This window comes from Acinetobacter terrae (genome assembly GCF_002135195.1).
Taxonomy (GTDB): domain Bacteria; phylum Pseudomonadota; class Gammaproteobacteria; order Pseudomonadales; family Moraxellaceae; genus Acinetobacter; species Acinetobacter terrae.
The window spans coordinates 20,047-46,505 of record NZ_NEGF01000009.1 but is presented as its reverse complement, the minus strand read 5'-3'; the positions used below and the strand labels follow the sequence as shown (position 1 = coordinate 46,505).

Here is a 26,459-nt window from a genome sequence, read left to right as displayed (position 1 = left end):
TTAAAATTAAAATAATTCGTCTAAGCGCGAATAAAGCAAAATACGACTGTGTTGAATATCTGGATTATTCTTGTGATAAATCTGAATAAACAGACTTTAAAATATCTGTAAATTAAATGTTCATGACAAAAAAAGCTCACTACTTAGCAGGGAGCTTAATATTCAGTTGATGAAGAATTTTTGATGCTATCTATATTAAGTTATTTACCAATCTACTGAGCATAACTGTAAGTTTCTACCAAGTTAGGTAGTATTCGGATGGCTACCTTAGAATTTTGAAACCATCGCTAAATTTTAGGCTGCTGTAACATTAAATAATGAATCTACCCAAAGAACTGAATAACATAGCGATAATGCCCCAGATCATGACGCGAACTGAACCTCGCCATATGCAGACACCACCCACATAACTGGCTAAGACCACCATTAAGCCTAAACTTATAATGCCGACTACCATAATACCTTTATCAAGATAAGATTCTGAAAGAACGATGATTGCAATTAAAGGAAATAATGATCCTACTGAGGGTGCTGCCGCGAGTAAAGGTCGAGCCAATGTTCTATTTGAGATGCCAATTTCATCACGTGTATGGGCATCTAATGCATTATGTGCAGTGAGTTGTTTAGTGACTTTTTCAGCCAAAGCGTGTTGTATCCACGTTGTATATAAAAATTTTTTAGCTTTTGTAGTTCAGGCTCAGGATGGCATTTTAGCTCGCGTGCTTCCATATCAAGAGCATTCTTTTCAATGTCTTGTTGTGATTTAATGGAGATATATTCATCGGCCGCCATCGATGCTGCCCCAGAGATTAATCCCGCTACACAGGTCACCAACAGAGTAGGGGGGCGAAGCTCCACTTGCTGCCATTCCCACGACTAGGCTGGTTACAGAAATAATCCCGTCATTTGCCCCCGTACAGCTGCACGGAGCCAACCTGCGCGTTCAATATAATGTTTTTCAATATGATAAGAATGACGCACAGAAAGTCTCTTTTTATTAGACAAATGATAAGAGGATAGAGACTTCTAGTGAAATAATTTTAAAGAGTTTTTACAATGATCAAGAATATAATTTATATGGTAGTTTTCATCAATGGAAAGAATAACTTCATACTACTCAATAGTCATAAGAATAGCCTAAGAAAATAATCTTATATTTGCATAAGCTATAGTTTCTATTTTAGTAATCACAATCAAAAGAGAAAATATTTTCGTTATTTGCCCATTAACAGCTCTTGCTGAACATCAGCCTGTTTACGTAAAAAATCCCATACCAACTTGATTCTTGGCTCATGTTGTAAGTCAACTAAGGTTAACATCCAAAAAGTGTGAGTAAAGCTCACCTGATCACTGAGGACTTCTTCAAGTTCGGTTTTATCATTGACCAGAAATCTCGGCAAAATGGCCAATCCGGCACCTGCACTGACGGCAATTTGCTGGGCCAGAATACTGTTACTGCGAAAACAGGCACTTACTTGCAGTGGCAAACGTTCCAGTGAATAAAGCGCAGAGCTATAGACTAGATCATCAATATAATCAACAAAACGGTGCTGGGCTAAATCCTCTACACGATTAATTTTCGGGTTTTGCAGTAAATAATTTTTACTACCATACAGCTTTAAACAGTAATTGGACAGTCGGGTAATGATATAAGGGCCGGATTTGGGGCGGTCGATGGAAATGACAATATCTGCTTCACGGTGTGACAGTTTAATTGCTTTCGGAACGGGAATTAAATCGATCGTTAATGCAGGATAGTGCTGAGAAAACTCGGCCAGTAAACGCGCTAAAAATGCAGTTCCAAAACCTTCCGGTGCACCAATCCGAACCCTGCCGTGTAAGGGGTTAAGGGGTTTATCAATTTGGATAAACGACTGTTCCATTTGTTCCACACGGGGTACCAGCGCCAAGCCTTCAGAAGTTAATTCATAGCCTGTCGCTTCGCGCTTAAAAAGTTGAATTCCTAATGTCTGCTCCAAAGCCTGAATGCGACGCGCCACGGTACTGTGTTCAACACCGATCAAGCGCGCGGCATTGGTGAGCGTTTTAGCACGAGCCAATACTAAAAAAAAGCGTAAATGATCCCAATCTACTTTCATGTTCTTTTAACGTCCTGTTAAATCCCTGTGCATATTTGCACAACCATCGTGCAGCAATTTCCATTGGTGGTCAAAGTTTTCTTTGTTAGTCTGCTGAAACAGCGTAAAAAAACGTACGTTTGATAAAGCCAGTCAGGCATAGGCAACCAACAATAACAATGATCACGGAGTGACCATGAACGCTATTCATCAACCCCATCAAAATACCGAATTAACCACGGCTAAATTGCTGATCAATGGTGAGTTTGTTGAGTCACAAACCAGCGAGTGGCACAACATTGTCAATCCTGCGACTCAGGAAGTACTCGGAAAGGTTCCATTCGCGACTCGTGAAGAAGTTAATGCTGCCATTGCTGCAGCACAGAATGCGTTTGCAAGCTGGCGCCATACCCCGATTCAGGCACGTATGCGAATTATGCTTAAGCTGCAAGACTTGATCCGGATAAATGCAAAAAGCATCGCTCAAGTCCTGACCGCTGAACAGGGAAAAACGCTTGCCGATGCTGAGGGAGATATCCAGCGCGGTTTGGAAGTTGTGGAACATGCTTGTTCAATAGGCACGCTGCAAATGGGTGAATATATTGAAGGTGTAGCACGTGGTGTGGATACCTATACGCTTCAACAACCTTTAGGGGTTTGTGCAGGCATTACCCCTTTTAACTTCCCAGCAATGATTCCACTGTGGATGTTCCCAATGGCCATCGTTTGCGGTAATACTTTTGTATTAAAGCCTTCTGAACAAGATCCCCTGTCTACCCTGATGCTGGTTGAGCTGGCAATTCAGGCGGGTATACCGGCGGGTGTGCTCAATGTGGTACATGGTGGCAAAGACGTGGTAGACATGTTGTGTACGCATTCCGATATCAAGGCAATTTCTTTCGTAGGCTCTACAGCAGTCGGAACCCATGTTTATAACTTGGCAGGGCAACACGGGAAACGTGTTCAGTCGATGATGGGTGCAAAAAATCATGTTGTCGTCATGCCTGATGCGAATAAGGAACAAACTTTAAATGCTTTAGTGGGTGCAGCTTTTGGTGCAGCAGGACAGCGTTGTATGGCCTTGTCTGTGGCAGTTCTAGTGGGTGAAACCAAACATTGGGTCGATGAATTGGTGGCTAAAACCAAAACCTTGAAGGTCAATGCCGGACATGAGCCGAATACTGATGTTGGACCAGTGATTTCAGCACGTGCCAAAGCTCGGGTGATTGATTTAATTAACAGTGGTCTTGAACAAGGCGCTGAATTGCTGCTGGACGGTCGAGACGTTCAAGTTAAGGGCTATGAGCAAGGTAACTTTGTCGGCCCAACGATTTTTAATCAGGTCACGACGGAGATGCGTATTTACAAAGAAGAAATTTTTGGTCCAGTGCTGGTGATTATTCATGTCGATACCCTAGAAGAAGCAATCGCATTAATTAATGCCAATCCATTTGGTAACGGTGTCGGTCTATTTACCCAAAGTGGAACGACAGCACGTACTTTCCAGAACAGTATTGATATTGGTCAGGTGGGAATCAATATTCCAATTCCAGTGCCAGTACCGTTCTTTAGCTTCACCGGTTCACGTGGTTCTAAACTGGGTGATTTGGGCCCGTATGGTAAACAGGCGGTACAGTTTTATACTCAAACCAAAACCATTACCAGTCGCTGGTTTGAAGAGAGTCAAGAAAGCAGCGGTGTCAATACCACGATCAGCTTACGCTAAGGAGTGCTCATATGAAGATCGCATTTATTGGCTTAGGCAACATGGGCGGGTCCATGGCACAAAACCTGCTTAAAGCTGGACAAACCGTTTTTGGCTTTGACTTGAGTGAAGCTGCTTTGCAGCACTTCGCTGAAGCGGGCGGAGTCGTGTGTGAAAGCCCACAAGCTGCAGCAAAACAGGCGGATGTGGTGATTACCATGCTGCCTGCAGCCAAGCATGTCCGTGACGTTTATCTTGGTGAGAACGGTGTCCTTGCTGTACTCAAAGCGGGAAGTTTGTGTATCGACAGCAGTACGATTGATCCACAAACCATTAAAGACATTGCCGCAGCAGGTCGTGCTAAACAGATTAGCATTTGTGATGCACCGGTTTCTGGCGGAACACTGGGTGCCAAAGATGGCACTTTGACCTTTATGGTTGGTGCCGATGAACCAACGTTTAATGCAATTCAACCCACGCTCAGCCTGATGGGTAAAAATCTGGTCCATTGTGGTGATGTCGGTACCGGGCAAGTTGCAAAAATCTGCAATAACCTGATTCTGGGTATTTCCATGACTGCGGTGGCAGAAGGCATGGCACTGGGCGTGAAGTTAGGGATTGATCCTCAAGCTTTAGCAGGAGTGATCAATAGCTCAACCGGACGTTGCTGGAGTTCAGAAATTTATAATCCATGGCCACACATTTGTGATAACGCACCAGCTTCGCGTGGCTACACAGACGGCTTTGCGGCCCAACTGATGCTTAAGGACTTGGGGCTAGCCGTTGAAGCAGCAGAACAAGTTGAGCATCCAGTGGTATTAGGTCATCTGGTGCAAAAAATGTATCAGCAGTTATGTCAGGAAGGGGATGCCCATCTGGATTTCTCTAGCATCATGCATCAATACACCACACAACCTGCTTAAGAATTAAATCATCATGATGGGGCAAGGAGACGCTCCATCAAAATACCCTGTCGGTAATAACTATAAACTCAGACTGAGGTTGAAAATGCTAAATTATCAAAAAACGGTTCAAGATTTTGATTTAAATACGGTTGCAAGTCAGTTTTTATCCGGATCAACGCAGGCGGTGAATGCCTGTTATGAGTGTTGTGACCGCCATGCCAATTCCGATGCGATCGCCTTATTTTGGTACGGTAAAGATGGTCGCAAAGAACAGTATAGCTTTCGCGAACTGAAAAAATATTCCAGTCAATTTGCCAACTTTTTAAAATCTCAGGGGATTGGCAAAGGTGACCGCGTTTCCGGATTATTACCGCGTACGCCCGAGCTGATCATTACCATTTTGGCGACCTGGCGTATCGGTGCAGTGTATCAACCTTTGTTTACCGCCTTTGGTCCCAAAGCGATTGAACATCGTATTCACCTTGCCCAGAGCAAACTGGTGGTGACCGATTTGGCAAATCGGGACAAATTATCCGAGATTAGCCATTGTCCAGCGATTGTCACGGTACATGCCGAAACCCAAGCAGAAACCTATCCAAAAGATCTCAGTTTTTGGACGGTATTGAATCGTCAAGCTGAAGCTTGTGAAATAGAAATGCTCAATATAGATGAGCCATTTTTATTGATGTTTACCTCGGGTACCACTGGACCGGCGAAACCCTTAAAAGTACCGCTAAAAGCGCTGATTGCTTTTGCGGGCTATATGCAAAATGCCGTCGGTTTAAGCCCTGAAGATGCTTTTTGGAATATTGCCGATCCGGGTTGGGCTTACGGTCTGTATTACGGTATTACCGGACCATTATTGTTAGGACATTCAACCTTGTTTTATGAAGGCGGTTTTAATGCCGAAAGTGTCTGTGAAATTGTCAAGGAATATGGCATCACCAATCTTGCCGGCGCACCTACTGCCTACCGCATGATGATGGCGGCTGATCCTGCCCAGATGGCGCAGTTGCGCGGTAAATTGCGTGTGGTCAGCAGTGCAGGAGAACCTTTAAACCCAGAAGTGATCCGCTGGTTTAAAGATGTCCTTGATGCACCTATTTATGATCATTATGGCCAAACTGAAGTCGGCATGGTGGTGTGTAATCATCATGCACTGGAACATCCGGTTCATGTAGGTTCGGCAGGTTTTGCCAGCCCCGGTTATCGAATTGCAGTCGTCGATGAACAGGGTCAGGAGTTAGCTGCAGATACTCCGGGGATTCTCGCGATTGATATCAGTCAATCCCCGATGATGTGGTTTTCTGGCTATGAAGAAAGCCGTAAATCTCCATTTCTTGGTCACTATTATTTAACCGGGGATACGGCTGAAATACATGAAGATGGCAGTATGAGTTTTGTCGGACGCAGTGATGATGTGATTACCACCTCAGGCTATCGGGTCGGTCCATTTGATGTGGAAAGTGCCTTGCTCGAGCATGATGCCGTGGTTGAGGCAGCTGTGATTGGCGTACCTGATCCAGAGCGTACTGAAGTGATTAAAGCCTTTGTGATTCTGGCGAATAATTTTAAAGCCACTTCGCAGCTTGCAGATGACCTAGGTCAGTTTGTGAAAAAACGTTTGTCTGCACATGCCTATCCTCGCCTGATTGAATTCGTGACCGAATTACCTAAAACACCAAGTGGCAAAATTCAGCGTTTCTTGCTGCGCAATCAAGAAATAAACAAACAGCAAGCTCAGGCAGCTCTACAGGCCTAACGGAAACAAATACTGAACAGATAGATGGAAGGAATAGTCGATGCAATTAACGGAAGAACAACAACTGATTCAGGATATGGCAAAAAGCTTTGCCCAGGAACAAATTAAGCCTTATGCAGGAGAGTGGGATCAAAAAGGTATCTTTCCTAAAGATGCCTTAGCTCAAATGGGGCAGTTGGGTTTTATGGGGATGCTGATTCCTGAAGAATGGGGTGGCTCGGGTACGGGTACACTGGCTTATGTACTTGCGCTAGAAGAAGTGGCGGCCGCAGATGGTGCGACCTCGGCGATTATGAGTGTGCATAATTCTGTGGGCTGTGTGCCGATTTTGAAGTTTGGTACAGAACAACAGAAACAACAATTTTTAGTGCCTTTAGCACAGGGCGAGATGATCGGGGCTTTTGCTTTGACTGAGCCTCATACCGGTTCGGATGCAGCCGCGATTAAGACTCGTGCGATCAAGGATGGCGAACACTACATCATTAATGGTTCTAAACAGTTTATTACCTCGGGGCATAATGCCGGGATGATTATTGTTTTTGCGGTGACCGATCCAAGCGCGGGTAAAAAGGGGATCAGTGCATTTTTAGTGCCACGAAATACCCCCGGTTATGAAGTGATTCGTGTTGAGGAAAAACTCGGCCTACATGCTTCAGACACCTGCCAAATTGCTCTAACCGATGTGCGGATTCATGAAAGCTTAAGATTGGGTGCAGAAGGTGAAGGCTTAAAAATTGCGCTTGCCAACCTGGAAGGTGGGCGAATTGGCATAGCTGCACAAGCGGTGGGTTTTGCCCGTGCTGCTTTAGAAGAGGCTACACGCTATGCACATGAACGGGTTGCTTTTGGCAAACCTATTTTTGAACAGCAAGCCATTGCTTTTAGGCTCGCGAGTATGGCGACTGAAATTGAAGCTGCACGACAATTGGTACATTATGCTGCACGTAAAAAAGAAGCCGGTGAAGCCTGTTTAACTGAGGCCTCAATGGCCAAGCTATTTTCTTCAGAAATGGCGGAACGCGTCTGCTCTAAAGCCTTGCAAATTTTTGGCGGCTACGGTTATCTCAAAGATTTTCCGATTGAGCGTATTTATCGTGATGCCCGCATTTGTCAAATTTATGAAGGCACCAGTGATATTCAACGCCTAGTGATCGCACGCAGTTTATAATTAAATAAGGATATTTTCATGCAGTGGCAAACCATTTTATTAGAACAACGTAACGGTGTGGGACTGATTACTTTAAACCGTCCGCAAGCTTTAAACGCACTGAACAACCAGCTGATTGTTGAAGTCAATCAAGCGCTTGACCAGCTAGAAAAAGATCCAAATATTGGCTGTATCGTATTGACTGGCTCAGAAAAAGCTTTTGCAGCCGGCGCCGATATTAAAGAAATGGCGGACTTAAACTTTCCACAAATCTATCTGGATGATTTTTTCAGCCTGGCTGATCGTATTGCCCAGCGTCGTAAGCCCTTGATTGCAGCTGTAAGCGGATATGCTTTGGGTGGCGGGTGTGAATTAGCTTTAATGTGTGACTTTATTTATTGTGCTGATAATGCAAAATTTGGTTTACCCGAAGTGACCTTGGGTGTACTCCCAGGGATTGGGGGGACACAGCGTTTAACTTTGGCTATTGGTAAAGCCAAAGCCATGGAGATGTGCCTGACCGCGCGACACATGGGTGCGCAGGAAGCTGAACAAAGTGGTTTAGTGGCACGGGTATTTGCCAAAGATGAATTACTGGAACAAACCCTGCAAGCGGCCGAAAAAATTGCGGAAAAGTCACTGACTGCTGTCATGATGATTAAAGAGTCGATTAATCGGGCATTTGAAGTTAGTCTGGCTGAAGGACTACGCTTTGAAAGACGAGTGTTCCATTCAATTTTTGCGGGTTCTGATCAGAAAGAAGGGATGCGTGCTTTTGTGGAAAAACGCCCAGCTAAATTTACCCATCAATAGGAAAATCATAATAGGAAAACAATAATGAGCGATGAAAATAATTTAGCGATTAGCGTACAAGGTGGTCTAGGCATCATTAGCCTGGATCGTACGACTCACCTGAATGCCTTGTCTATCTCCATGATTCAAGGCATTCAGGCACAGTTAGAACACTGGCGTCATGACCCGAATGTACAAGCGATCTTAATCAATTCTAACAGTCCCAAAGCCTTCTGTGCCGGAGGTGATATTCGTTATCTGTATGACAGTTATAAAGCGGGTAATACAGGACATCATGATTACTTTGCTGCTGAATACGTGATGCTCAATACCCTGCGTAAATTTGCCAAACCGGTCCTTGTTTTCCTGGATGGCTATGTATTGGGTGGCGGCTTTGGTTTGGCCCAAGCCTGTCATATTAAGGTCACTAGTGAAAAATCGCGCTTTGCCATGCCGGAAACCGCAATTGGCTTTTTCCCTGACGTAGGGGCGACACATTTTCTGTCACGACTCGATGAAATTGGTGTTTATCTTGCACTTACGGGTGAGCAAATCAGCAGCAGTGATGCGCTTTATTTAGATCTTGTTGATTATCATATACCGAGTGATAAATTTGCGGAATTACAGGCTGCATTGATCGCTGAATCTGCTTTGAATAACCCAAAAATTAGAAAAATGATTAGCGATTTTATAACTGACCCTGCAGAAAGTGAATTACAAAAACGCGCAGAGCACATTGATAAGCATTTTGCTTATCAAAAACTGGAAGACATTGAATATAGTCTCGCGCATGAAACGAATTCTAAGGATCAAACCTGGGCTGATAAAACACTGGCCATTTTGCAACAACGTCCTTTATTGGCTAAACAAACCAGTTTGAAGTTACAACAGGTAGGACAGAATTTATCACTTGAAAAATGTATGCAGCTTGAGCGCGATATACAGGATATCTGGTTAGAGCAGGGTGATTTTATCGAGGGTGTGCGGGCATTAATTATTGATAAAGACAAGAGTCCACAGTGGCAAACAGAGAATTCACAATTTGAAAAAACCTTGGAAAAGCTGTGGCCTGTGTGGAATAAGCAGCATATAGAGAATATATATTAATATTGATGCTTAGATTCCCTCCATGAACTGAGCTAATGGAGGGTTTAAATATAAAACTCAAGATTATTTATTTTCCAATACTATAGATCTCTTTCATAATTCAAAAAGTGATCTTCTTTTTGGTTGATATTTGCACTCCGGATTTCTTAGCATTCGTGCATAATCTGCGGATGAAATACATCGATTCAAACAAGCTTTCTGATCCTCAGTTCAAGCGATACACCGGCATCTCATGGTCAACCTTCTATTTAATGGTTGAGCAATTGAAGAAACATGTTCCTACTAAAGGCAGACCGCCCAAGTTAAGCCTGGAAGACCAGGTTCTGCTCTGTCTAAGCTATTGGCGGGAATACCGAACCTTATTTCACGTTGCGACGAGTTACGGGGTTTCAGAGCCGACAGCTTCAAGAGTTGTACGTCATGTTGAAGACTGCCTGATTCAGTCCAATCTTTTTAATTTACCCAAAGATTTACCCGAAGGTGAAGGCATCGACTGGAATGTTGTGATCGTGGATGCCACGGAAATTCCAATCCAAAGGCCTAAAAAAACAGAAGAAAAGCTATAGCGGCAAGAAAAAGACCCATACCTTTAAAGTACAGGCCATGATTCACTACAGGACTCAGCAAATTCTGAGTTTATGTAGCAGTCGCGGTGCTGTACATGATTTCGAGTTGTTCAAACGCAATTTAAACCAGATTCCTTTTGGGGCTTTTATCCTTGCAGATAAAGGCTATCAGGGTATTTTATGCTCTGCATCCGAATAGTCTGTTACCTTTAAAAGCCAAAAGACGTTGTAAATTGGATCCTGAACTAAAAATCTATAATCAGGAAATCAATAAAAGAAGAATAGGAATTGAGCATGTATTTGGCAGGCTGAAAACCTTCAAAATCCTTGCTGAGCGTTATCGAAATAGAGGCAAAAGACTCGGTTTGAGAATTCAATTTAATTGCTGGAATTTATAACTTGGAGCTGAGTAAAAATGATTTATGAAAGAGGCCTTATATCTCCCTGAATAAGCTCACACCTACAACCTACTATATGACCAATTGGTCTCAATAAATTAAAATAATTAGCCAGATTAAAAACCCGATTTACATTTTAAATCTAAGGGGTTATGGGAATATTACTTTTCAATATTTATGCAACCAAGCCTCTAATACATTTCTTATACTTGAAAATGGTAACTAACATGGTTACTAAAATTTAATATACTTCTTTTTAAATATTTAAAAACAATTATTTATAATTATATGTGATGCGTATCATACGCATCACATATAATTAGCTTTATTTTGATATAATGAAAGTATTTAGTGTAGTTAGTGGTTTAATTCAATTTCATGAGTCTTACAGAATTTAAGATACGCCAAGCCAAATCTAAGGATAAAATTTACTACTTAGCCGATGATGATGGCTTAAGCTTGAAGATTGAACCTAACGGACGTAAGTCATGGAGTTATCGGTATTCTGTAGCAGGATCGAGCAAACGCCCTAGAGTTAAATTAGGCCTATATCCTGTCATGTCCTTGAAGGATGCAAGATATGCACGAGATGAATATAAGTTAAATAATTACATGGGGGAAAATATACATAGCAAAAAAATAAAATCTTTCAAAGATGTTTGTGAGGAATGGTTGGAATTCAAAATAAAAAACTCTTTTAAAGATGAGCCACGTTGTGGCGTTATTCAGTTATCAAAAAAGTGTTTATATAATGATATATATCCCGAATTAAGTGATATCCCATTTAATGAAGTGAAACGATATGATTTAGTTACAGTTGTAAAGAAAATAGAATATCGGGATGTAAAAGAGCCAGTTAAAAAAGCGTATAGTTATTTAAATCAAATCTATGATTATGCTGTAGCAATGGGTTATTGTGAATATAATATTGCTAATGGTTTACATAAAATATTGGTTAATAATAAAATTAAGAAAAATTATCCATATTTAAAGGAAAAAGATATATCAAATTTTATACTTAGATTAAATGAAGTTAATACTCATCCTATTATTAAAAAAGCATTATGGTTTAAGCTTTACACTGGAGTACGAGGGGCTGAATTATTGCTGAGTGAACCTCATCACTTTGATTTAGATAATAAAATTTGGAAAATTCCTGCTTTGCATATCAAACAGTTTAGACGTAAAGTCATTTTAGGTCATGATATTCCTGATTTTTTGGTTCCTTTGTCAGATCAGGCTATTCTCATTATAAGATCAGCATTAGAATGGTCGCATGGTGAAAAATATGTATTTTATAGTCCTAAAAATAAAAACAGACATCTTCATTTTAATACATTAAATACTATAATTCGTAAAATGAATTATAGTAAAAATGAGTTATCCTTACATGGTTTGCGTTCTACCTTTAGTACCATATTAAATGAGTCTGGATTCTTTCAACAAAATTGGATTGAAGCTCAATTATCCCATACAGATAAAAATAAAACTCGTGCAAGTTATAATCATGCTGAGTATCTTACCCAGCGTATTGAAATGATGCAGTGGTGGGGCGATTATTTAGGTTCTATTAAATAAAATCAGACAACAGCTTTTGATCTTAAAATGAATGAACTTAATAATCATAATTGCTAGATTAAACAAATTTACTGAATGAGACAGAGCCTATACTCAAATACTGTCTTGAGAAAATGGGTCTAGGTAATTTTTAATTTTGAAATGTTTATGCAACAAAGTCCATTTCATCTATCACTGTGTGGCTCTTCAATACTTGCAAGTTAAATAGACATAATAGTATCCAATAATTCTTAAATTAGTATACGATAGATACTATTATCTCTGTTTAATTCCTATGTCTAGATTTTTATTGCTTGATAATATAGATGTACAGCAGGCTTTTTCTGTTCATCTACGCCAATTACGTGAACAGGCAAAGTTATCTCGCGAAGCGCTTGCCGAGCGTAGTAGTGTGCCTGCGTCTACAATTAAAAAATTTGAACTGACTGGAGAAATTTCATTCCGCCAATTACTCTTACTTTGGCAATCCTTAGACGATCTTAAGCGTCTTTATGATTTAACTGTAATAGCCCCCAATTAAAACGGACACTTCTCAATTAAGACCTAGTGATAGCACTAGGGTTTAGGAGTGTTCTATGGAACGTATTGAAGTTATTACGTAAGCGTGCGCTGAACCCCATACCTATTTTTTAATTTTGGTCGGGTTGCCACCGGTGTGGCAGTAATTCTTCTATTTGGGTCACTTTATGTGTCGGTAACCTTTTCAGCACATCACTTAAATAGGCATACGGATCCAAGCCATTCAGCTTTGCTGACTGGATTAAAGTCATGATATTCGCCGCTCGCTGACCACTGCGCAGCGAGCCAGCAAACAGCCAGTTCTTACGTCCCAAGGCCCAGGGGCGCATTTGGTTTTCTATCCAGTTATTGTCAATGGGTAGATTGCCATCATCCAGATAGCGGCTTAAGGCCTCCCAACGTTTTAGGCTGTAGTTGATCGCCCGAGCGGTGGGAGAACTCGATGGCACCGTCAGATGATGTTGGTTGAGCCATTCATATAGTTGTTGCATGACCGGTTGACTATGCTGTTGTCGGTATTCGCAGCGGTCTTCCGCTGTACCATCCGTCTTTTTTCTGAGTTCTGCTTCTATCGCATATAATTTCTGAATCAGCACTAATGCCTGTTCAGCGATCTGACTTTTCCCGGTCACATGCAGTTCATGAAATTTACGACGTGCATGCGCCATGCAGCCTACCTCAATGATCTGGCCTGATCTAAAGCGTGCTTTATAACCCCTGTAATCATCACAGACCAGATAACCCTGCCAGCCTTTCAGGAAGGCTTCAGCATGCTGGCCAGAACGGCTATCCTGAAAGTCATAGATCACCGCCAGAACTGGATTATTCTGTGTGGTGGCATAGGCCCAGACATAACCCTTTTTCGGCTTTTTCTCACCGATCTGCATGACCGTTACTGGCGTTTCATCCGCATGGATTACCTGTTGTTGCAACACTACATGTTTTAAGGCATCTGCCAGGGGTTCAAGTTCAACCCCACAGCGACCAACCCAATCTGACAGAGTGGATCTGGATAAATTAATTCCCGCACGTAGAAAAATCTGGCGCTGACGGTACAAGGGTAAATGATCAGCATATTTTGACACCAGCACATGACTCAGCAATTCTGCACTGGCAATGCCTTTATCAATGACATGGGCAGGCATCGCTTGTTGAGTCAGGATGTCACACTGATCACAGACCCATTTACCACGGATATGTTGTTCCTTATAGAACTGTGCCGGCCTGAAATTCAGTTTTTCACTGATATCTTCGCCGATACGACGCAATGTGCAGCCACAGCTGCATTGCGTTGAGGCAGGTTCGTGCTCAATACGGAGGGTTGGCAGGTGATCTGGCAGTGGTCGACGTTTAGGTTTGTTTGCTGTGGCTTTCTGCGCGGATGCATCAGTTTTACCTGCATTTAATCGTTCTAATTCCAGATCAACAGCGGCAATATCTTCTTCGACCGCTTCATCCCACAGATGGATTTGTTTGGCCGTTAAGTGTTCATTCTTCTGGGCGAACTTATGCCGTTTAAACTGCGCAAGTTCATGCTCATATTTTTGATTGAGAATAGAGAGAGATTTAACTTTAGAATCTAATTGCTGATTGGATACTTCAAGTTGCTGAACTTTGGCATCTAATTGCTGGTTTGATTGTGCTAGAGACTGATGCTGCATCGCCAACTGTCTGGTGAATTCCAGCAGTTGTTCATGGGTCAGTTGGCTTAAGTCAGGCAGCGTATTCATGACCGCAGTATGCCTGAGGTCATGAAGAGAATGAAATAGAACGTTTGGAGGATGGCAGAATGGCCGAGCTTGGTTTAGAGCATATTCACCACTTGCTGCAATCCAATTCTCTGCCAGGGCAAACCCTGGATTAATGCCTGTAACTGTTCCGGGCTGAGGGCCACGGTTTCACCTTGGTGAACTTGAGCCCAGTGAAATTTTCCCTGTTCCAAACGCCGGGCACAGAGCCAGATTCCCAGTCCATCATGCACCATCACTTTCATGCGATGGCCACGTTTATTACAGAACAGGTAAGCGCAATGCGGTTTGATGTAGCCAAAGGCTCTCACCACCTGAGCCATGACAGTATCCATCCCTGCTCGCATATCCAGAGGTTGGGTAGAAAGCCAGATTTCATCAATGCGGATCATGTTGCAAGTGCCTTGAGTAATTCTGCTAAAGCAGATATTTCTGATACTTGCCATTTCAAGCCAATTTCTGCTTTTGAGTGGGGTAAAGTAATTTGAACCGTTAACATGTCAGTAGGAGTAGGATCTAATGGTGCACAGCAAGATAAGGCAATAAATGCAGGTTTATTCGGTAGTGGTGAGCGATCATTCCCTGGCTTACCATCAATTAAGCGAATCCATTTGGATACAAGATTTGTATTCAATCCATGTTGCAAAGCGACCGAAGCAATTGAAACGTCCGGTGCTTTACAAGCCTGAAAGATCTGCTGTTTAAATTCAGCACTGTATGTTCTTCGTTTTTTCGCAAGAGATGCGATGGATGTCTGATTATTTGTAGTCATAAATTTAAGTCCCCACTTGTTTTTAAGTGGGGACTAAATTAAGGCTTATAGGATGAATTCATAAGGTGTGTTCAGCGGATGCTTACGTTATTACATCAGTTCAGCGTCGTCGACGTTATTCCGGTCAAGAGAAAGCCCAGTTTGTTGCCATGACCATGCAACCAGGTTCATCCGTTTCTTCTATTGCCAGACAGTATGGCATCTCTCCAAGTTTGCTGTTTAAATGGAAAAGACTTATGCAAGATGGTGGAGTAACTGCCGTGGAAGCCAATGATCAGGTCGTCAGTGTGTCTGACTATAATGCTCTGTTGAAAAAGGTTAAACAGCTAGAGCAAATGCTGGGCCGCAAAACTGTAGAAGCTGAAATTCTCAAAGATGCTTTAGAGATTGCCCAGACAAAAAAGTACATATCGCACATGCCCTTATTACCACCCGACGATACCCAACTCAACAAATAGCCCAGACCTTGGGTGTGTCGAGATCAAATCTCTATCGGCGAATGAAGCAGCCGGAACCTGTTTCTCGTTTAAGATACTGCAAGGCAGATGATATGGTTTTATTGCCAATCATTCGGGAGATCTGTGATCAACTGCCTAGCAATGGATATAGGCGTGTTACAGCACATTTAAATCGTCGTCTAAAACAGCATGTGATGAAACTTGCTCGGGTAAATCCTAAACGTATTTACCAGATAATGAAGCAGAATCAGTTACTTATCATGCGAGCTGAGCCATTAAAGAATGATCGGACACATGATGGTCGAGTTGAAGTATTTGTATCAAACAGCCGCTGGTGTTCGGATGGCTTTGAGATCAAGTGTTGGAATGGCGAGAAAGTACGGGCGATCTTTAGTCTGGATTGCTGTGATCGGGAAGTCATGAGTTATCTTGCAACAACTACTGGCATCAGTAGTGACATGGTGTGTGATGTACTTGTACAGAGCATGGAAAAACGCTTTGGTGCAGTCAGTTATTTGCCTCATCCAATTGAATGGCTGACAGATAATGGCAGTTGTTATATTGCGAAATCGACACGGCAATTTGCACATGCGCTTGGCTTTCGGATCTGTACCACACCAATCAGAAGTCCACAGAGCAATGGGATGGGGGAAGCATTTGTAAAGACATTTAAACGGGATTACGTCTATTTGAATGATATGCCTGATGCTGCAACCGTGCTTAACGCTTTGCCGGTATGGATAGAAGATTACAATTGCAATCATCCATATAGTGGATTAAAAATGAAATCCCCTCGGGAGTTTCTATCGCTAAAATTAGCGAGTTAACTGTCCGTTTTTATGGGGGCTAATACATTAACAAAAGAATCTAAAGTCTCAGAAAAGCTTCCCACTTCAATTGATGAGGTCTTAAAAGATGAATTTAAAGCCAATTCAAAGTGATGATACTCGTATTTGGGGGCCTTTATTTCTAAAAAATGATGAAAGTGATGATACTGGAGAGTTTGTTTATATATCCATATTTCATTCATAGAAAATGGCAAAGTCTTCGACTGGCAAGCGTGAAGTATGAAAGCTGTTTACACGCTGAGTGAGGTCAGCATAACCCAAGGCAATGCTGCAGACCAGTTCTTCATCGTGCGGTATATTTAAAATGTCAGAGATAAGCGAAGAAAACGGATTCCATGCCGCCTGCGGGCAAGTATCTAAACCTCGCGCTTTGGCTGCAATCATCACATTTTGAATCATCATTGAAATATCCATTTTTGAGCCTGTGGCTAATGATGTATGCAGGGTAAAAAATAGGCCGACAGGTGCATCAAATAATTGATAATTACGCAGATGCTGAGCTTGCATTTTTTCTTGTTCACCTTTTTGAATATCAAGTAGGCCATACAGCCCCCAGCCATTTTCGCGGCGGCGCTCAATAAAAGGCGAAGTCCATTGCTCAGGATAATATTTAAATGGTTCTTGATAGCGGTGCGCTTGTTCAGGATGATTGAATAACTCAATTTGTGCCTGGCAGACCTGCCGAGTTAACTCTTGACGCTTTTTCCCAGTGACGACATAGACTTTCCAGGGTTGAATATTGTTACCTGAGGGTGCACGGCTGGCAACAGTTAAAATGTCTTTAATCAGTTGGGTTTCCACTGGGGTGCTGGAAAAAGCGCGAACGGAGTGTCTGGAAGTAATCGCCTGATCCACCAGATTTTGTTGTTCTTGATGCATATGAATTCCTTTTAGGGTTGATGTTGAGTATTTTAAAATCCAGAGATCATCCTGAAAAAATAGCAATAACAACGCTGTACTGTACTATCTTACTTCAGCCATTTGAAGGCCATTTAAGCTTTGGCTTATGTCTATATATTCAGCCCGATCTAAAATGACATGCCAATACTTGAGATCCGGGCAGGAACCTGCACCCAGCACTGGCCTAGGTACGGACGAAATTCCAGACTGTTCTTATCTTCATTAAATTGGTTTTTATTCAAGCCAGACTCCATTCTCGCTTTCATCTATCGGTATTATTTTTGAATAAAGTGTGCAGGCCGTTTTTCTAGAAAAGCCTGAATTCCCTCTGCTGCATCGGCTGTCTGGCTGACATTGACAAATAATTCTGCTTCTAAAGCCAAACCGGCCTGAATATCCAGTTCAGAGGCTGTCTGAACGGCTTTCATTGCATGTTGAATGGCAGCTGGGAATTGCAACCCGAACTCATCCAAATATTGACGACCGATTTGAATGGGATCACTCAAGTCTAGAATACGGTTAATCAGTCCAATATGAAGTGCTTCTTCTGCCGTAATAATTTTTCCACTGATAATTAACTCCAGTGCTTTGGTCTGCCCGACGAGGCGAGGCAAGCGCTGTGTACCGCCATATCCGGGAATTAGCCCTAGTTTAATTTCAGGTAATCCCAGGCGCGCGCTTGGACTGCAAATTCGAAAGGTACATGCCATGGCCAGTTCTAAACCACCGCCTAAAACCGCACCATTGATACAGGCAAGCGTAGGGAATTTTAATTGATTAATTTGCTCAAATAAGCTTTGCCCGATTTGTATTGTATTTAAATGCGCTGCAGGGGTTTTGTTCTGTAGTTCTGTAATATCGGCACCTGCGCAAAATGCTTTATGACCATCACCTGTAAAAATTGCAGCGCGTAAGTTGAGGGGAGCAATTTCTGCGATGAATTCTTGCAGTTTGGCAATCATTTCTGTATTCAGCGCATTTCTTGCTGCTGGACGCTTTAAGGTAATGATCGCGATATTGTCTTGATATTTTAGTTCTGCACTCATGCGCCAGTTCCTTGGTTTGATGTATTTAAAAGAATAAATTTTATTTAATATATGTCAATACATATATTTAATTTTTAAAAAAACAAATATAAGTAATTGAATTTATTTATTTTTAATAAAAAGATATGTAAATGTATTGACATAAATTTACACCTAAATTAATCTGTCAATCGCTAGTGAAAAGCAGAAAAGAGTGCAAGGGATTTTAAATTTAGCGCATCGAACAATGAGTGATATCGCGATTTAGAATAAGGAAAAGCGATTTTAAAATTCGTAGATTCAGAACAATTAAAACGATCAAGGAGTTGATGTATGCAGCATGTGGATATGCAAAAAACGGTAACCGAAGCAAAGTTTAACCGTTTCCATGCGAAGGTGTTGATCTGGTGTTTAGTGATTATCATTTTAGATGGTTATGACATTTCGGTTTCTGGCGCAGCCTTACCTTCAATTATGGAACAAATGGGAGTAAGTGCTTCAACTGCTGGATTTATGATGAGTTCTGCACTATTTGGAATGATGTTTGGTGCAATGTTTTTTGGCGGTTTGGCCGATAAAATTGGTCGTCGCTTAACCATTGTAATATGTGTTTTTTTATTTAGTGTCTTTACTGCGGTAGCGGGTTTAGCTGAAGATCCTGTTACTTTTAGTATTATCCGTTTTATTGCAGGTTTGGGGATTGGCGGGGTAATGCCGAATGTCGTTGCCCAAATGACGGAGTATTCACCTAAAAAAATACGGACCGTGATGACGTCATTAATGTTTTCAGGTTATGCGGTAGGTGGTATTTTAGCAGCAGTTTTAGGTAAGCAGTTTATTGTCGAGTTTGGTTGGCAAGTTGTTTTTTATGCTGCGGCCATTCCAGTCGTTTTAATCCCCTTTATCTGGAAGTCAATGCCAGAGTCACTCAGCTATTTAACTAAAAAGAATAAAGAAAGCGAATTGAGAAGTCTTGTAGCGCAGATTGCGCCTCATCTTCAAATCAATAGTGACACAAAATTTGTGAATGAGACCAATATAAACAGTACTAAGCCCTCTATTGGACTGTTATTTAGTGATGGACGTGCCTTTAGTACGCTGATGTTCTGGGTCGCATTTTTCACCTGTTTATTCATGGTCTATGCTTTAAGTACATGGTTAACCAAATTGATGGCAATGTCCGGTTACTCTCTTGGCTCAGCCCTTACTTTTGTGATCGCTTTGAATGTGGGCGCAATTATTGGGGCGATAGGTGGGGGGTGGTTGGCAGACCGTTTCCACATTAAATGGGTTCTGGTCATCATGTATAGCTTAGGGAGCGTATTCCTGTATTTAATGACGTTGCCAATGTCAATCAATATGCTGTATTTCACCATTGCTATTGTAGGTGCATGTACAACGGGTGCACAAATTGTTGCCTATTCTTATTGTGGACAATTTTATCCAAGTATTATTCGTTCAACAGGAATTGGTATGGCCTCTGGCGTGGGACGCTTGGGAGCAATTGGCGCACCATTATTAATTGGTTTGATTGTGTCGTTAAATTTACCTATTCAACAAAATTTTATGGTGATTGCTTTGGCCGGATTAATTGGTGCAGTTGCCTTGTCGCTTATTAATCATCAACGTTCAAGCTCGCCTTAAGTCTTAAGTCAGAAATAGATATTGGGTTGCAGGGTAAAATGAAGGAAATGTATGAAAACACTTGTTGCTGTAAAACGTGTGGTTGATGCCAACGTTAAAGTTCGCGTTAAACCGGACAATAGTTGGGTAGACCTGACTAACTTTAAAATGTCGATCAACCCATTCTGTGAAATCGCAGTGGAAGAAGCGGTTCGTTTAAAAGAAAAAGGAACAGTTTCAGAAATCGTTGTGGTTTCTATCGGTCCTAAAGAAGCGCAAGAACAAATCCGTTCTGCTATGGCGTTGGGTGCTGACCGCGGGATCCTGGTAGAAACTGCTGACGAGATTGGTGCACTTGAAGTGGCTAAAATCTTGAAAGGCATTGTAGAACAAGAAAAACCAGAACTGATCCTGCTCGGTAAACAAGCGATTGATGACGACTCGAATCAGGTGGGTCAGATGCTGGCTGCTTTACTGGGCGCTGGTCAAGGTACATTTGCTTCTGTCGTGAATGTTGCTGGCGATAAAGTTCAGGTGACTCGTGAAGTGGATGGTGGTTTACAAACGGTTGAATTGAACCTTCCTGCCATTATCACCACGGACTTACGTTTGAACGAGCCACGTTATGCAGCTCTGCCAAACATCATGAAAGCGCGTAAAAAACCGCTGGATGTGAAGTCACCTGCAGATTATGGCGTTTCAGCGACCACTAAACTTAAAACAGTGAAAGTTGAGCCACCAGCAGAACGTAAAGCTGGCGTACAAGTGAAATCTGTTGACGAGCTTGTTGCAAAACTTAAAAACGAAGCGAAAGTGATCTAATACAGAAGGATAATATCATGAGTATTTTAGTTATCGCTGAGCACGACAATAAAGCACTAAACGGTGCAACTTTAAACGTTGTTGCTGCAGCTCAAAAAATCGGTGGTGATATCACTGTATTGGTTGCGGGTTCTGGCGCTCAGGCCGTTGCTGACCAGGCGGCTCAAGTTGCGGGTGTCAGCAAGGTATTGCTTGCTGACAACGCGGCTTATGCACACCAGTTGGCTGAAAATGTGGCTAAACTCGTTGCCGAGTTAGGCAAAGATTATAGCCATATCCTGGCTGCATCTACCTCAAATGGTAAAAACGTATTGCCACGCGCTGCTGCACTTTTAGACGTCAGCATGATCACTGACATCATTGCTGTTGAAAGCCCTAAAACTTTCAAACGTCCAATCTATGCAGGTAACGCCATTGCAACGGTTGAATCTGCTGAATCTGTTGTGGTTGCCACTGTTCGTGGTACGGCGTTTGATCCTGTGGCGATGACAGGCGGTTCTGCGGCAGTGGAAGCGCTAAGCGACGTTCAAGATGCGGGCATCTCTACGTTTATTTCTGAAGAGATTGTTAAATCTGAACGTCCAGAACTTACAGCTGCGCGTATTGTTGTTTCTGGTGGTCGTGGTGTGGGTTCAGGTGAAAACTATCACACAATCCTTGATCCATTGGCGGACAAGTTGGGCGCTGCTCAAGGTGCTTCACGTGCTGCAGTGGATGCCGGCTTCGTTCCTAACGACATGCAAGTCGGTCAAACAGGTAAGATCGTTGCACCTGACCTGTACATCGCTGTCGGTATTTCTGGTGCGATCCAGCATTTGGCGGGGATGAAAGATTCTAAAGTGATCGTTGCGATCAACAAGGATGAAGAAGCGCCAATCAATGCGGTTGCTGACTACTGGTTAGTGGGTGACTTGAACACTGTAGTTCCAGAACTCGTTTCAAACATATGATCTAAAACTTTGTATTCAAAATATTTATTTCGTAATACGAAACAAAAATTAATGGTAAAGGAATTTACCGTAACCCAGTAAACGGAGATCAATATGATTCGTGATCCAGAAATGCTTGAACAGCTTTTAGAAACGATTCGAAATTTTGTAAAAAATGAGCTGGTGCCATTAGAACACGAGGTTGAAGAAAGCAATGCCATTCCTGAACATATCGTGAATCAGATGAAAGAGCTGGGTTTATTTGGCCTCACCATTCCGGAAGAATATGGTGGTTTGGGCATTACCATGGAAGAAGAAATTCTAGTGGCACTGGAATTGGGTAAAACCTCAGCCGCTTTCCGCTCTTTGATTGGGACCAATAACGGCATTGGTTCCAGTGGTATCCTGATTGACGGAACAGAAGAACAAAAACAAAAATATTTGCCTCGTTATGCCAGCGGTGAATATATTGGTTCATTCTGTTTAACCGAACCAGATTCAGGCTCAGATGCAGCCTCATTAAAAACCACGGCCACCAAAGATGGCGATCATTATATTTTAAACGGAACCAAGCGCTTCATTACCAATGCGCCACGTGCGACGACTTTTACTGTCATGGCACGCACCAATCCAGAGATTAAAGGCGCCAGCGGCATTTCTGCATTTTTAGTCGAAGCCGGTACACCGGGTTTATCTTTAGGCAAAATTGATAAAAAAATGGGGCAGCATGGTTCTTATACCTGTGACGTGATTTTTGATCATTGCCGCGTGCATCAGGATCAGTTGATTGGCGGACAAGAAGGAATTGGCTTCAAAACCGCTATGCGCGTGCTCGATAAAGGCCGTTTGCATATTGCTGGATACAGTGTCGGCATGGCCGAACGCATGTTGGAAGATGCGCTGAATTATGCCGTTGAACGTAAACAGTTTGGTCAGGCGATTGTAAATTTCCAGCTCATTCAAGGGATGTTGGCTGATTCTAAAGCAGAAATCTATGCCGCAAAATGTATGGTCATGGATGCTGCACGTTTACGTGATGCAGGCCAAAATGTGACGACGGAAGCCTCTTGCGCAAAAATGTTTGCCACTGAAATGTGTGGTCGTGTCGCAGATCGCTGTTTACAAATCCATGGCGGTGCGGGCTATATCAGTGAGTATTCGATTGAGCGTTTTTACCGCGATGTGCGTCTGTTCCGTTTATATGAAGGCACCACTCAAATTCAGCAGATTATTATTGCCCGTGAAATGATTAAACAAGCCACAGCATAAATACACGATCTAAATTTTTGGAATATAAAACATGACTTCAAAAACTAAATTTAACTGGCAAGACCCGTTTTTAATCGAACAGCAATTAACTGAAGAAGAGCGCATGATTCGCGATTCTGCACATGCCTATTGCCAGGACAAATTGTTGCCTCGTGTACTTGAACAGTTCCGTCATGAACAGACCGATGCTTCCATCTTTCGTGAGATGGGCGAGTTGGGTCTGTTAGGCCCCACCATTCCTGAGCAATACGGTGGTGCAGGGTTGAACTATGTCAGCTATGGTCTGGTGGCCCGTGAAATTGAATATGTCGATTCAGGTTATCGTTCCATGGCCAGTGTGCAAAGCTCGCTGGTGATGGTGCCGATTAATGAATTTGGCTCTGAAGAACAGAAACAGAAATACTTGCCTAAACTGGCAACGGGTGAATACATTGGCTGCTTCGGCTTGACTGAACCGGATCATGGTTCCGATCCAGGCAGCATGATTAGCCGGGCCAAAAAGGTAGACGGTGGTTATCGTTTATCTGGTGCGAAAATGTGGATTACCAACAGCCCGATTGCCGACGTGTTTGTGGTCTGGGCCAAAGAAGTATCGAAAGAAGGCAATGTCGGGGAGATCCGTGGCTTTATTCTGGAAAAAGGCTGGGAAGGGCTATCTGCACCAGCGATCCACGGCAAGGTCGGCTTGCGTGCCTCAATTACCGGTGAAATCGTGATGGACAATGTTTTTGTTCCTGAAGAAAATGCCTTTCCGGAAGTACGCGGTTTAAAAGGTCCATTTACCTGCCTGAACAGCGCACGTTACGGCATCGCCTGGGGTGCGATGGGTGCAGCAGAATTCTGCTGGCATACCGCACACCAATACACCATGGACCGTAAACAGTTTGGCCGTCCACTCGCTGCCAACCAGCTGATTCAAAAGAAACTGGCAGACATGCAGACTGAAATTGCCTTGGGTCTACAAGTCGCACTCCGTTTTGGCCGCATGAAAGATGAAGGCATTGCTTCGGTTGAAGGGACTTCACTGATCAAACGTAATAACTGTGGTAAGGCACTGGATATTGCACGTTTGGCACGTGACATGCTCGGCGGCAACGGGATTAGCGATGAGTTCGGTGTGGCACGTCATCTGGTCAATCTGGAAGTGGTGAACACCTATGAAGGTACCCATGATGTGCATGCCTTGATTCTGGGACGTGCACAGACCGGGATTGCTGCATTCTGTAATTAATGAAATGAAAATAAACCATGTTTGGATTGGTCTCATTCACTGATTCAAAGTTTTTAGCATGCGCATATGCTGGTTTAGCTATGTTAAACCAGCTTTCTCTTGAAGTATGGATGCTTTGTTTTCTTGTGGATTGACAGGTTGTTATATCGTTTTCAAGAAATTGATTCAATGTGCTTTTCTATGATTATCGTTAAAGTGTCGCCTATGCCATTGGTTTAGGTGTCTTGATTCGGGTTGGCACACATTTCTTAGGCGGTGCTGGATCGGGGATTTTTATTAAAGATCGTCAATATGACCCGAAAAACCATACAAAACTGTTGCAATAAACTAAAAAAATGAGCCCTAGAAAGGACTCATTTTTTAAATATAAATTAAATTAAGATATAGCCAATTTTTTAATTTGCACTACATATCTCAGATTTCATTTTTAATTTTAATACTTTTTAGACCTTCATTTACTTTGTTTAAAAGATGAATCAAAGTGACTACATCATCAAAAGCAATCTTGTTTAAAGCCTGTCCATAAAAATTAAAAAAATCAACTTGTAACTTATCCCAAACCTTAATACCTTCGGCAGTTAGTGCGACAGTTTTTGCACGTCTGTCATTTTCATTAATGATACGTTGCACTACGCTATCACGTTCTAGTCGCTTTAAAACAGCATCTAAATTCTGACGACTCACTCCAAGATATTCAGTCAAATCTGAAAATGACATTCCTGATTTCACATGCGGTCGAGACAAAGCACCAAGCACGGCCCAATGTACAGGAGAAATACCCAATTCATTCGAGCACTGTCGGTCTAATGTATTTCCGACCTGAAACAGCCTGAAAAAAAGTCTATTGTGGGCAGAGTATAAGGATTGATCATAATTTCTTGGTATAGAATCACTCATTATAAAGACCAACCTCATGAGAAAAGCGTTTAAATAAGAAAGAGTATACCTTATAGGTATTGATCATAAAACTAATTCCTTTTTTTCTATAACCCTTAAAAAATTTATATGATGATTTTATAGTTGATATTTAAAATCATAAGTTTAAATATTTAATTCCATTCTTATATCCAGACTGAATCTGTTCTGTATGCCTGGAATATCACTCTCATCAAACCACTTAAAAATTAAATTTAAAATACCTCATGATCAAGAGTTTTACTTTCCACTTACTCCAGATGGGTTTTCATGAATTCTAATTCGGGCAGCGGTTGGCTGACGAGATGAAAAATTCAAGGTTCTTTTTCATGAAAATTTCTTTGTTCTGTAATAAGCCCGTAACTTAAGTGAAATCTAAAATTAAAAGTGGTTATATGTCAATGTATTTAATTTTTTAAAATATTATATTATTGATAATATTAAATAAAATAAATTTATAAAATTAATTTATGTAAATATGTTGACATAAAAACATTATAATCCTATTTTAGTGATTACAGGCGTTAAATGAACAATAGCCAACCAAAATTAGATAAAAATAGAGTAGGGAGACAGAGATGAAAGGGTTGAAGGATAAGGTCATTATCGTGACGGGTGGTGCAGGTGGAATTGGTTCTGCAACGTGTCGACGTCTGGCTGAAGAAGGCGCCAAAGTGGCGATCTTTGATATGAATATTGAAGCCGCAGAAAAACTGGCTACCGAGATTAATAACCAGAATGGTCAAGCTTTGGCCGTGCAGTGTGACATCACCCAAAGCGATGTCGTGGAGCAGGCCGTACAGAAAATAGAAGCAGAATTTGGGCCTGTAGACGGTTTGGTCAATAACGCAGGCTGGGATATTTTCAAACCTTTCGTAAAAAGCAATCCGCAAGAATGGGATAAACTGATTCAGATCAACTTGGTGGGTATGCTGAACATGCATTTTGCTGTACTTAAAGGCATGGTAGAGCGTAACTCTGGAAGTATTGTCAATATTGCCTCTGATGCTGCACGTGTGGGTTCTTCGGGTGAAGCGGTTTATGCGGCATGTAAGGGCGGACTGGTTTCATTTTCTAAAACACTGGCCCGTGAACATTCTCGCAACAACATCAAAATTAATGTGATTTGTCCAGGACCGACCGATACCGCTTTACTTGCAGGTGTAACTGAAGGTGCTTCAAATCCAGAGAAACTGCGTGAAGCCTTTGTACGCGCTATTCCACTTGGCCGTTTAGGTCAACCAGAAGACCTCGCTTCTTCAATCGCATTCTTCTTAAGTGATGACGCGAGCTTTATTACCGGACAAGTGCTGAGTGTTTCCGGCGGTTTAACCATGAACGGTTAAGCAAACCAGATCACAG

Annotated in this window: 25 protein-coding genes and 1 pseudogene; 18 read left to right on the top strand and 8 right to left on the bottom strand. The window is 42.1% G+C overall.

The annotated features are described in order from the left end of the window. Positions 1 to 294: 294 nt before the first annotated feature. Together B9T23_RS10820 and B9T23_RS10815 are read right to left on the bottom strand one after the other, a co-directional pair. A pseudogene (locus B9T23_RS10820) lies at positions 295 to 981 on the bottom strand (VIT1/CCC1 transporter family protein). 233 nt (positions 982 to 1,214) lie between these two features. Continuing rightward, positions 1,215 to 2,099, bottom strand: coding sequence for a LysR family transcriptional regulator (locus B9T23_RS10815; RefSeq protein WP_086194107.1), 885 nt, complete (start codon positions 2,097 to 2,099; stop codon positions 1,215 to 1,217). A 175-nt stretch (positions 2,100 to 2,274) separates the two neighbouring features. Between B9T23_RS10815 and B9T23_RS10810 the strand changes: the two genes are divergently transcribed. From B9T23_RS10810 to B9T23_RS10765, 11 genes are all read left to right on the top strand, one after another. Beyond that, on the top strand, positions 2,275 to 3,804 hold the full coding sequence (locus B9T23_RS10810) for a CoA-acylating methylmalonate-semialdehyde dehydrogenase (RefSeq protein ID WP_086194106.1): 1,530 nt from the start codon (positions 2,275 to 2,277) through the stop codon (positions 3,802 to 3,804). Between the two features lie 11 nt (positions 3,805 to 3,815). Then, positions 3,816 to 4,706, top strand: a complete 891-nt coding sequence (mmsB, locus tag B9T23_RS10805) for a 3-hydroxyisobutyrate dehydrogenase (protein ID WP_086194105.1) — start codon at positions 3,816 to 3,818, stop codon at positions 4,704 to 4,706. 85 nt (positions 4,707 to 4,791) lie between these two features. Further along, positions 4,792 to 6,450, top strand: coding sequence for an AMP-binding protein (locus B9T23_RS10800; RefSeq protein WP_086194104.1), 1,659 nt, complete (start codon positions 4,792 to 4,794; stop codon positions 6,448 to 6,450). 40 nt (positions 6,451 to 6,490) lie between these two features. Then, positions 6,491 to 7,618, top strand: coding sequence for an acyl-CoA dehydrogenase family protein (locus B9T23_RS10795; protein ID WP_086194103.1), 1,128 nt, complete (start codon positions 6,491 to 6,493; stop codon positions 7,616 to 7,618). A gap of 18 nt (positions 7,619 to 7,636) precedes the next feature. Further along, positions 7,637 to 8,410: an enoyl-CoA hydratase gene (locus tag B9T23_RS10790; protein ID WP_086194102.1), complete on the top strand. Its 774-nt coding sequence runs from the start codon at positions 7,637 to 7,639 to the stop codon at positions 8,408 to 8,410. A gap of 24 nt (positions 8,411 to 8,434) precedes the next feature. Further along, positions 8,435 to 9,496: an enoyl-CoA hydratase/isomerase family protein gene (locus tag B9T23_RS10785; RefSeq protein WP_086194101.1), complete on the top strand. Its 1,062-nt coding sequence runs from the start codon at positions 8,435 to 8,437 to the stop codon at positions 9,494 to 9,496. Between the two features lie 170 nt (positions 9,497 to 9,666). Continuing rightward, positions 9,667 to 10,062, top strand: coding sequence for a transposase family protein (locus B9T23_RS10780; protein WP_086194100.1), 396 nt, complete (start codon positions 9,667 to 9,669; stop codon positions 10,060 to 10,062). Continuing rightward, positions 10,010 to 10,261, top strand: coding sequence for a transposase (locus B9T23_RS17160; protein WP_265733411.1), 252 nt, complete (start codon positions 10,010 to 10,012; stop codon positions 10,259 to 10,261). The genes B9T23_RS10780 and B9T23_RS17160 overlap by 53 nt, the downstream gene beginning before the upstream one ends. Continuing rightward, a complete protein-coding gene (locus B9T23_RS17190; protein ID WP_322853555.1) occupies positions 10,200 to 10,460 on the top strand; it encodes a transposase family protein in 261 nt (86 codons plus the stop codon). Before B9T23_RS17160 ends, B9T23_RS17190 begins: the two co-directional genes overlap by 62 nt. Before the next feature lie 378 nt (positions 10,461 to 10,838). Then, entirely contained in the window at positions 10,839 to 12,038 is a 1,200-nt protein-coding gene (locus tag B9T23_RS10770; RefSeq protein WP_086194099.1) for a tyrosine-type recombinase/integrase, read from the top strand. Positions 12,039 to 12,312: 274 nt separating this feature from the next. Further along, positions 12,313 to 12,558 (top strand): helix-turn-helix domain-containing protein, encoded by a 246-nt coding sequence (locus tag B9T23_RS10765; RefSeq protein ID WP_067723183.1) that lies wholly within the window; start codon positions 12,313 to 12,315, stop codon positions 12,556 to 12,558. A 109-nt stretch (positions 12,559 to 12,667) separates the two neighbouring features. Here B9T23_RS10765 and tnpC read toward each other — a convergent pair whose 3' ends face one another. From tnpC to tnpA, 3 genes are all read right to left on the bottom strand, one after another. Next, the gene (gene tnpC, locus B9T23_RS10760) at positions 12,668 to 14,287 is read right to left on the bottom strand and encodes an IS66 family transposase (protein ID WP_067723450.1); all 1,620 of its coding nucleotides are present in this window, start codon (positions 14,285 to 14,287) and stop codon (positions 12,668 to 12,670) included. Between the two features lie 74 nt (positions 14,288 to 14,361). Continuing rightward, positions 14,362 to 14,751, bottom strand: a complete 390-nt coding sequence (gene tnpB, locus B9T23_RS10755; RefSeq protein ID WP_081406200.1) for an IS66 family insertion sequence element accessory protein TnpB — start codon at positions 14,749 to 14,751, stop codon at positions 14,362 to 14,364. Next, positions 14,694 to 15,077 (bottom strand): IS66-like element accessory protein TnpA, encoded by a 384-nt coding sequence (tnpA, locus tag B9T23_RS10750; protein ID WP_067723454.1) that lies wholly within the window; start codon positions 15,075 to 15,077, stop codon positions 14,694 to 14,696. Before tnpA ends, tnpB begins: the two co-directional genes overlap by 58 nt. A 56-nt stretch (positions 15,078 to 15,133) precedes the next feature. Between tnpA and B9T23_RS10745 the strand changes: the two genes are divergently transcribed. Then, positions 15,134 to 16,362, top strand: a protein-coding gene (locus tag B9T23_RS10745; protein ID WP_407640425.1) for an IS3 family transposase whose coding sequence is annotated in 2 segments (ribosomal slippage) — positions 15,134 to 15,470 and positions 15,470 to 16,362 — 1,230 coding nt in all. Because the reading frame shifts where the segments join, the coding sequence is not laid out codon by codon here. A gap of 195 nt (positions 16,363 to 16,557) precedes the next feature. Here the strand turns inward: B9T23_RS10745 and B9T23_RS10740 are convergent. Together B9T23_RS10740 and B9T23_RS10735 are read right to left on the bottom strand one after the other, a co-directional pair. Continuing rightward, entirely contained in the window at positions 16,558 to 17,262 is a 705-nt protein-coding gene (locus tag B9T23_RS10740; RefSeq protein ID WP_067723180.1) for a nitroreductase, read from the bottom strand. Positions 17,263 to 17,558: 296 nt separating this feature from the next. After that, positions 17,559 to 18,329 carry an enoyl-CoA hydratase/isomerase family protein gene (locus tag B9T23_RS10735; protein WP_086194098.1) on the bottom strand — a complete coding sequence of 257 codons (771 nt, stop codon included), beginning with the start codon at positions 18,327 to 18,329 and terminating at the stop codon, positions 17,559 to 17,561. 312 nt (positions 18,330 to 18,641) lie between these two features. Between B9T23_RS10735 and B9T23_RS10730 the strand changes: the two genes are divergently transcribed. The 5 genes from B9T23_RS10730 to B9T23_RS10710 all read left to right on the top strand — a co-directional run bounded on the left by B9T23_RS10730 (position 18,642) and on the right by B9T23_RS10710 (position 24,182). Then, positions 18,642 to 19,952, top strand: a complete 1,311-nt coding sequence (locus B9T23_RS10730) for an MFS transporter (RefSeq protein ID WP_086194097.1) — start codon at positions 18,642 to 18,644, stop codon at positions 19,950 to 19,952. 51 nt (positions 19,953 to 20,003) lie between these two features. Beyond that, a complete protein-coding gene (locus B9T23_RS10725) occupies positions 20,004 to 20,753 on the top strand; it encodes an electron transfer flavoprotein subunit beta/FixA family protein (protein ID WP_086194096.1) in 750 nt (249 codons plus the stop codon). Between the two features lie 17 nt (positions 20,754 to 20,770). Beyond that, on the top strand, positions 20,771 to 21,703 hold the full coding sequence (locus B9T23_RS10720; protein ID WP_086194095.1) for an FAD-binding protein: 933 nt from the start codon (positions 20,771 to 20,773) through the stop codon (positions 21,701 to 21,703). A 93-nt stretch (positions 21,704 to 21,796) separates the two neighbouring features. After that, on the top strand, positions 21,797 to 22,951 hold the full coding sequence (locus tag B9T23_RS10715) for an acyl-CoA dehydrogenase family protein (protein WP_086194094.1): 1,155 nt from the start codon (positions 21,797 to 21,799) through the stop codon (positions 22,949 to 22,951). A 31-nt stretch (positions 22,952 to 22,982) separates the two neighbouring features. Beyond that, on the top strand, positions 22,983 to 24,182 hold the full coding sequence (locus tag B9T23_RS10710; RefSeq protein WP_086194093.1) for an acyl-CoA dehydrogenase: 1,200 nt from the start codon (positions 22,983 to 22,985) through the stop codon (positions 24,180 to 24,182). Between the two features lie 414 nt (positions 24,183 to 24,596). Here B9T23_RS10710 and B9T23_RS10705 read toward each other — a convergent pair whose 3' ends face one another. Further along, a complete protein-coding gene (locus tag B9T23_RS10705) occupies positions 24,597 to 25,079 on the bottom strand; it encodes a MarR family winged helix-turn-helix transcriptional regulator (protein ID WP_086194092.1) in 483 nt (160 codons plus the stop codon). Positions 25,080 to 25,675: 596 nt separating this feature from the next. Between B9T23_RS10705 and B9T23_RS10700 the strand changes: the two genes are divergently transcribed. Next, positions 25,676 to 26,443, top strand: a complete 768-nt coding sequence (locus tag B9T23_RS10700) for a glucose 1-dehydrogenase (protein WP_067723170.1) — start codon at positions 25,676 to 25,678, stop codon at positions 26,441 to 26,443. Positions 26,444 to 26,459: the final 16 nt, after the last annotated feature.